Consider the following 8,342-nt stretch of genomic DNA (forward strand, 5'->3'; position numbering starts at 1 on the left):
GTCCTAGTGGGTCGGCCCGAGGAAGGCCAGCCATCGGCGTTCGGCGAGGCGGAACAGGCCGACCAGCGCAAAAGTGACGGTCAGGTAGATCAGCGCGGCGATGCCGAACGACTGGAAGGTCAGGAAGGTCGCCGAGTTGGCGTCCCGCGCGACTTTCAGAATGTCCGGGATGGTCGCGGTGAACGCGACGGTGGTCGAGTGCAGCATCAGGATCACTTCGTTGCTGTAATAAGGCAGCGAGCGACGCAGGGCTGACGGCATGATCACGTAGGCATACAGCTTCCAGCCGGTCAGGCCGTAGGCTTTGGCCGCTTCGACTTCACCGTGGGCCATGCTGCGGATTGCCCCGGCGAAAATCTCCGTGGTGTAGGCGCAGGTGTTCAGGGCGAAGGCGAGGATGGTGCAGTTCATCGCGTCACGAAAGAACGCATCGAGTATCGGCTGCTCTCGCACGGCGGCCAGGCTGTAGATGCCGGTGTAGCAAATCAGCAGCTGGATATACAGCGGCGTCCCGCGAAACAGGTAGGTGTAGAACTGCACCGGCCAGCGAATATAGAAGTGCGGCGACACCCGGGCGATGGACAGCGGGATCGACACCAGGAAACCGATGAAGATCGACGCACTGAGCAGCCACAGGGTCATGGCCAGGCCGGTGATGTTGTAGCCGTCGGTGTAAAGGAAGGGTTTCCAGTATTCCTGCAGGAGTTCGATCATCGTACGGCCTCCCGGGAGCCAGCGGCGTAGCGGCGTTCAAGCCAGCGCAGGATGACGTTGGAGGCGCTGGTGATCAGCAGGTAAATCAGCGCAGCCAGCACCAGGAAGTAGAACAGTTGATAACTGCTTTTGCCGGCGTCCTGGGCAGCCTTGACCAGGTCGGCAAGGCCGATGATCGACACCAGCGCGGTGGCCTTGAGCATCACCATCCAGTTGTTACCGATACCCGGCAGGGCGAAACGCATCATTTGCGGGAACACCACGATCCAGAACCGCTGGCCACGTTTGAGGCCATAGGCGGTGGCCGCTTCGACCTGGCCCCGGGGCACCGCGAGAATCGCGCCACGAAAGGTTTCGGTGAAGTACGCGCCATAAATGAAGCCCAGGGTGATGACCCCGGCGCTGAACGGGTTGATCTCGATGTATTCCCATTCCATGAAATCGGTGAACGACGTCAACCAGGTTTGCAGGCTGTAGAAAATCAGCAGCATCAGCACCAGGTCCGGCACGCCGCGAATCAGCGTGGTGTAGACCTGTGCCGGGACGCGCACGAGTTTGACTTTTGACAGTTTGGCACTGGCGCCGAGCAGGCCGAGCAACACGGCCACCAGCAGCGACAACGCCGATAATTTGATGGTCATCCAGGTGCCTTCCATCAGCAACGGACCGAAGCCCTTGAGGCTGAAGGCTGAGAGCCCCAGATTTTGTAATAGGTTTTCGAACATAAATCAGCAACCTGATCGGATGAAAAAAGCGCCCATCGCGAGATGGGCGCCGGGCATTATTTGCCGCTGTACAGATTCAGATCGCCAAAGTGTTTCTTCTGAATGGTGGCGTAGGTGCCATCATCGTGTAACGCTTTGATACCTTTATCCAAAAGTGCCTTGAGGTCTTTGTTACCTTTAGAGATACCGATAGCTGTTTTGGCTGGCAGCAATTCGCTGTCAACCGGCTTGCTGACTTCGTAGCCTTCGCCCTTTGGCGACTTCAAAAAGCCCAGTTCGGCTTGCAACATGTCCTGGATCGCGGCATCGAGGCGACCGGACATCAGGTCCGAATACACCTGATCCTGGTTCTGATAGGCCTGGGTTTTCACGCCAGCCTTGTCCAGCACGGCCTTGGCATAGGCTTCCTGGATGGTGCCTTGCTCGTAGCCTACGGTCTTGCCTTTCAGGGACGCGACGTCTTCGGTCAGGCCGGAACCTTTCTTGAACACATAAGCGGTTGGGCCGGAGAACAGCTCGCTGGAGAAGTCGATGACTTTTTCGCGGGCCGGGGTGACGGTCATCGAAGAGATCACACCGTCGAATTTGTTGGCCTTCAGGCCCGGAATCATGCCGTCGAAATCGCTTTCGACCCATTTGCACTTGACCTTCAGCTCGGCACAGATGGCATTGCCCAGATCGATATCAAAGCCCACCAGGCTACCGTCGGCCGCTTTCGACTCGAACGGAGCATAGGAAGGGTCAACGCCAAAACGCAGTTCTTTGTATTCCTTGGCCAGCGCGGAGCCGGCAGCCATGCACAACGCCAGTGCAGAAAGGGTCAGCAATGCTTTTTTCATTATTCAATCCCTAAGAACCAATATGAGCGCTTGTGGCGCAGAATTATTGTTACTGGAAAGCGTAAGACCTATAGAAAGTAGCAATTTCCGAACCAGAGTCCCGAACAAGCGTTTTAAAAGGTGATTCAAGAAATGGCTGGACGGGATTTATGCACGAAAACGGGCGCCGGGAAATAGCTGCACCGTCATTGAACACGTGATCAAGCTTTTCGTAGGAGCCGGCTTGCTGGCGATCGGATCGACGCGGTGATTCAGAATGACCGAGTTATCGTTCATCGCCAGCAAGCCGGCTCCTACAGGGGATTGGTTAACCCAAAAGATTCTGCAGGGTGGCGAGATTGTCAGCCTCGTCAACGCTCTTGTCTTTGCGCCACCGCAGCATCCGCGGAAACCGCACCGCAATCCCGCTCTTGTGGCGCTTGGACAAGGCGATCCCCTCAAACCCCAATTCAAACACCAGGCTCGGTTTTACACTGCTCACCGGGCCGAATGTCTCCACCGTAGTCTTGCGCACGATGCTGTCGACCTGGCGCATTTCCTCGTCGGTGAGCCCTGAATACGCCTTGGCGAATGGCACCAGCGTGCGCTCGCTGGCGCCGGGCGGGCTGTCCCACACCGCGAACGTGTAATCGCTGTACAGACTGGCTCGGCGACCGTGGCCGCGTTGCGCGTAAATCAACACGGCGTCGATGCTGAACGGGTCGACTTTCCACTTCCACCAGACGCCCATGTCCTTGGTCCGGCCGACGCCATACAGCGCATCCCGGGCCTTGAGCATCATGCCTTCGACGCCGAGGCTGCGGGAGGCTTCGCGTTGGCGGGCGAGGTCGGGCCAGTCTTTGCCGGTCAACACCGGGGAGGGCAGTAACACCGGGTTGTTGCACTGGGTGATGACCTGTTCCAGTTGGGTGCGCCGCCGGGTTTGAGGCTGGTTGCGCCAGTCTGCGCCTTGCCATTCCAGCAAGTCGAAGGCCAGTACAACCACCGGCACTTCATCGAGGATTTTCTTGCCCAGGGTCTTGCGGCCGATCCGCTGTTGCAGCAGGGAGAACGGTTGCACCGACGGTGGGTTCGGCGCCAGTGGATCGAAGGCATCTTCGGTGCTCGGTGGTGCGGTTTTCCACGCAACGATCTCGCCGTCGATCACCGTACCGTCCGGCAGGCCGTGAACCAGGCTGTCAAATTCGGGAAAACGCTCGGTGACCAATTCTTCGCCGCGCGACCAGATCCACAGTCGTCCATCGCGCTTGACCACTTGGGCGCGGATGCCGTCCCACTTCCATTCCACCTGCCAGTTGCTGGCGGGGCCGAGCAGGGTTTCGAATTGCTCCACCGGTTGCGACAACGCGTGGGCGAGAAAAAACGGATACGGCTGGCCGCCCCGTTGTGAGTGTTCATCGGCCGACTCGGCGGCGATCAGTTTCAGGTAACTCGCTGCGCTGGGACGGCTGGAGAGGTCGGTGTAACCCACCAGTCGCTGGGCCACGCGTTTGCTGTCGAGCCGCGCCATCGCTGCCAGGGCGCGGGTCACCAGCAACTTGGAGACGCCGACGCGGAAACTGCCTGTGATCAGTTTGATGCAGAGCATCAGGCCGGGGCGGTCCAGTTGCGACCAGAGTTCGGGCAATCGCTGGGCGAGCACGTCGGGAGATTCGCCGCGCAAGGGCAGCAGTTTGTCTTCGATCCACACCGCCAGCCCGTCGGTGGAACTGTGGGGCGCTTCGGGCAGCACCAGCGAGATGGTTTCCGCCAGATCGCCCACCGCCTGATAACTCTCTTCGAACAACCACGGCGACAGGCCGGAATACGCCTCGGCGAGTTCACGCAGGATGCGCACCGGCACCAGTTGCCGAGGTCGCCCGCCGGACAAAAAGTACACCGCCCATGCGGCGTCTTCCGGGGCGGCCTGAGCGAAGTAATGTTGCATCGCTGCCAGTTTGGCGTTGCTGGACGTTGTCGCGTCGAGCTCGGCGTACAACCGGGCAAAGGCCTTCACGGCAGCACCTCGGCGCTTTGCGGTTCGGTGTCGGTGATGTCTTCCTCGTCGTCGCCGTACTCGGTGGTGAATTCCTGGGCGTCGAGACCTTGTTCGCGCAAATGGCGCACCAGGACCGCGACCGAACCGTGGGTGACCATCACGCGTTCAGCACCGGTCTGTTCGATTGCCCAGAGCAGGCCTGGCCAGTCGGCGTGGTCCGACAGTACAAAACCCCGGTCCACTCCCCGTCGCCGACGCGTGCCACGCAAGCGCATCCAGCCACTGGCGAAGCCATCGCTGTAATCGCCGAAGCGCCGCATCCAGCTGCTGCCGCCCGCCGAGGGCGGGGCCAGGACCAGCGCCTTGCGCATCATCGGGTCGCTCTTTTTCACCTCGCCAGCGTGGATCGTTGGTGGCAGGTAAACGCCGCTTTCTCGATACACCCGGTTGAGCGGTTCGACGGCGCCGTGCACCAGAATGGGGCCGAGGCGCGCGTCGATACCGTGGAGAATCCGCTGCGCCTTGCCGAAGGCATAGCAGAACAGCACGCTGGTCTTGTCTTCGGCGGCATTGGCTTGCCACCACTGATTGATTTCGGCAAACACCTGCGCCTGAGGCGGCCAGCGATAGATCGGCAGGCCAAAGGTCGATTCGGTGATGAAGGTGTGGCAGCGCACCGGTTCGAACGGCGCACAGGTGCCGTCGGGTTCGATTTTGTAATCCCCGGAGGCGACCCAGACTTCGCCACCATATTCCAGGCGCACCTGCGCCGAACCGAGCACATGGCCGGCAGGGTGGAAGCTCAGGGTGACGCCGTGATGCAGCAACCGCTCGCCATAGGCCAGGGTTTGCAGATTGATGTCCTGGCCCAGTCGCGCGCGCAGGATGCCTTCGCCGGGCGTGGCTGCCAGATAATGCTGGTTGCCGCCTCGGGCATGATCGCCGTGGGCGTGGGTGATGACCGAACGTTCGACTGGCCGCCACGGGTCGATATAGAAATCCCCGGCGGGGCAGTACAAACCTTCTGGGCGCGCGATAACAAGATCCATGTTGTTACCAAAATGGAGGGACTTGTTAGCTATGAGGTTTGGGCGAGGTCAGAAGTTCTATCGATATTTCACAGAAAATAACGTCCCTGTAGGAGCCGGCTTGCTGGCGATGGCGGCGTGTCAGTCGACATGTTTATTGACTGAACAGACGCTATCGCCAGCAAGCCGGCTCCTACAGGGGGATGGGGTTACTTGCCGGGTGTCAGCGTCAACCGCTTGGTCCCGTAGACCTTGTCGAAGTTCTGCGGCTGCATCGGCAGACTCACGTATTGCCCCTTCAACCACGGATCAACGCTGTCGAGGTAATTCGGGCTGGCCGGGTTACCCGACTGGCCGGTACCGTTCTGGCCCATCAACGGTTCGGCCTGGCCGAAATCGACGATGAAGCGCATGGCCGGTGCCAGCGTGGTGTTGAAGTCCTGGCCCCAGGCGAACGCCGCCGTGTTCAACGTGGTTTGATCGCCGCCGGCCGCGAGCGGACCGCGCACGGTCTGGCCACTGGCGTTTTTCCATTCATAGCGGTGCAGTTTGCCCCACTGCCAGGCTTTGTGATCGCCGCCCAACTGACTGTCGCCTGCGGTGATGGCCGCCGCGAGGCTGCGGGCGAGAATCGCCGGTTTGTCTTCTTTCTGCGGCGTGCGTGCGTCATCCCAGAAAGGGCTGTCTTCACGCCCCAACAGATGATCGGCCTGCGCCGCGTAGGACAACTTGCCGTTGGCGATAAAGGCTTTCCACGCCGGACTGCTTTCCGGGCCCAGTTCGTCGAGGAAGGTTTGCTTGGCGCTTTCCTGTAGGAACAGCTCGTAAATCGCTGCATCGGCGGAGGTCGCGGCGAGTTTGCCGTCGAACGCCATCAGGCGGGTAAACGCTTCGTTCGCCTTGCCGCGATCGGCTACCGGCAGGGCTTCAATGGCCTGCTTGAGCGGCTGGGCCATGCCCGGCGCTGCAAACATCTTTTTCAGTTTGGCGGCGAACGTGGTGGTCTGATCGTATTGCATGGCGATCACACTGCGCGTGTCGTGTTTGCCCACGCCGGCCAGTTCAGCCATGCGTTCGCCACGCTCCGGTGCCGACCACGAATTGGACAACTGCATGCCGTAACCATGGGGAATGACCCGCTGGTTGGCGGTGCCGAGCCAGCCTTGCGCCGGGTCTTGATCGTACGGGTGCAGCATCGCGTCGGCGTAACCGTCCCAGTCATAACGACCTTCCCAGCCGGGCGATGGCAGCAGGCCTTCGCCTTCGCGGCGGTTCGGGTAACGACCGGTGACTTGCCAGCCAATATTGCTGGCGTCGGCAAAGACCAGGTTCAGCGTGATCGCACGGATTTCACGGCTGGCGTCCGAGGCTTTCTCCACGGTTTGTGCGCGAGACAGGTCGAAAAACGCGTCCAGGGATTTGTCATCGGTGAAGTTCGGTGTCTGCAACGCCAGGCCCAAACCGTTGCCCAGTGCCGTGCCTTTGGCGCTGTTGAGCAGCGGCCCGTGGCGCGTTTCGTACACCGCTTCGCGAATCGGCCGCTGGCCTTTGACGAAATAGGTTTCGTTGCGAACGATAACCGGCTGCCATTTGCCGCCGACTTCGTAGGAAAGACCGTTGCCCTGGCGTTGGATTTTTTCCAGGAACAGGTCCTGGTTGTCGCCCATGACCGAGGTCATGCTCCACGCCACTTTGCCGTTGAAACCGCCCAGCACCATCGGCAAACCGGCGATGGTCACGCCGGACGCCTGGTATTTCGGCGCACGAATCTGCACGTAACTGAACAGCGACGGCACGCCCAGCGGCCCATGGCTGTCGCTGGCCAGCAGGCTTTTGCCGCTGCGGCTGCGTTGCGGGGCAATCGCCCAGTTGTTCGATGATGTGGCGCCCAGCAGATTCAGATCGGACAGTTGGCCGGTGGCTTTGCTGATTTCGGCGAGGCCTGGAATCGCCCCGTTGAGCTTGAGGCCCTGAAGTTTTTCGGCTTCGGCCACCGGCAGTTTTTCGTCGGGGGCGGACGGTGTCAGCCACGGGAGTTTGTCGGTGGTGACCGATTGGGCCAGCACCAACGAGGAAATTTCTTCAGGCAGGTTCGCCGATTGGCTGAAATTCAGCAGGCAGAAAATCAGCGCCGAATCTTCCGGTTTCCAGTATTCGGGCTTGTAGCCGGTGGCGGTGAGATCGGCCGGCAGCTTGTCGCGGTAGCGGAACAGGTAGGCGTTGACCCCGCGCGCATAGACTTCGAAGAAGCGTTTGAGGCGCGGCGAAGAGGCCTTGTACAACTCGCCGGCGCTTTTCTTCAGGTTGACGGCGCGCATGTAGCGGTCGGCGTCCAGCAGGTCCGAACCGGACATCTCCGACAACCGGCCTTCGGCCAGCAGGCGCAGGGTGACCATCTGCGTGATGCGGTCGCTCGCGTGTACATAACCGAGGGTGAACAGCGCGTCGTGGAAGCTGCTGCTTTCGATCAACGGCACGCCCATGGCGTTGCGACGCACCGAAACGTTTTGCGCCAGACCTTTGAGCGGCTGCACGCCGGTGGTGGGCGGGAGCGTGTCTTGGGCGTTCCAGGTCTGACAACCGGACAGGCTCAAAACACCGGCCACTGCTGCGGCAACGCCGAACCGGGGAAGAAAATGTGTGAGGGCTGGCGAGGCCATGGCAAAGCTCCTGCGGGGGGGTAGCGTCAGTAAAGGCGCTACGTTAGAGAGCAGGAGGTGGCCGCGCAAGCAGGGTAGGGGGTTATTTCAGGATTTGTCGGATAAACCGTGATGGTTGGGGTTGATGCTGTTGTTTTTTTGTTTGGAGTACATATCCATTTTTGGGGTAACGGCGGCTATTGGTTTCGCTTTTACAGCGAGTCACTTTCGAAAAGCGCGAAAGTAACCAAAGCGCTTTTGCCCCTTTCGTTCGGTGGCTCGCTAATGCTCGCCATGCCCTCGCTCCGGTCCTGCTCCGTGGGCCCGCCGCCATCGGCCATCCATGGCCGGGGGCGGCTAACCCGGCATCCATGCCGGGTTGCCCACTGCGCAGAACCTGCGCTCGGCCTCTCGAGGGG

At 60.6% G+C, this 8,342-nt stretch carries 6 protein-coding genes; all 6 read right to left on the reverse strand.

The annotated features are described in order from the left end of the window. Positions 1-3: 3 nt before the first annotated feature. The 6 genes from KGA97_RS07140 to KGA97_RS07165 all read right to left on the reverse strand — a co-directional run bounded on the left by KGA97_RS07140 (position 4) and on the right by KGA97_RS07165 (position 7,944). Complete coding sequence (locus KGA97_RS07140; RefSeq protein ID WP_008030066.1) at positions 4-714, reverse strand: ABC transporter permease; 711 nt, start codon at positions 712-714, stop codon at positions 4-6. Beyond that, positions 711-1,439, reverse strand: coding sequence for an ABC transporter permease (locus KGA97_RS07145; RefSeq protein WP_008030068.1), 729 nt, complete (start codon positions 1,437-1,439; stop codon positions 711-713). Before KGA97_RS07145 ends, KGA97_RS07140 begins: the two co-directional genes overlap by 4 nt. 56 nt (positions 1,440-1,495) lie before the next feature. Continuing rightward, positions 1,496-2,278 carry a transporter substrate-binding domain-containing protein gene (locus tag KGA97_RS07150; protein ID WP_008030070.1) on the reverse strand — a complete coding sequence of 261 codons (783 nt, stop codon included), beginning with the start codon at positions 2,276-2,278 and terminating at the stop codon, positions 1,496-1,498. A 307-nt stretch (positions 2,279-2,585) separates the two neighbouring features. Further along, a complete protein-coding gene (locus tag KGA97_RS07155; protein WP_223480470.1) occupies positions 2,586-4,274 on the reverse strand; it encodes an ATP-dependent DNA ligase in 1,689 nt (562 codons plus the stop codon). After that, entirely contained in the window at positions 4,271-5,305 is a 1,035-nt protein-coding gene (locus KGA97_RS07160) for a ligase-associated DNA damage response exonuclease (protein ID WP_223435387.1), read from the reverse strand. The genes KGA97_RS07155 and KGA97_RS07160 overlap by 4 nt, the downstream gene beginning before the upstream one ends. 188 nt (positions 5,306-5,493) lie before the next feature. Then, the gene (locus tag KGA97_RS07165) at positions 5,494-7,944 is read right to left on the reverse strand and encodes a penicillin acylase family protein (protein ID WP_223480471.1); all 2,451 of its coding nucleotides are present in this window, start codon (positions 7,942-7,944) and stop codon (positions 5,494-5,496) included. Positions 7,945-8,342 lie beyond the last annotated feature (398 nt).

The organism is Pseudomonas sp. BF-B-15, assembly GCF_019946675.1.
GTDB lineage: Bacteria > Pseudomonadota > Gammaproteobacteria > Pseudomonadales > Pseudomonadaceae > Aquipseudomonas > Aquipseudomonas migulae.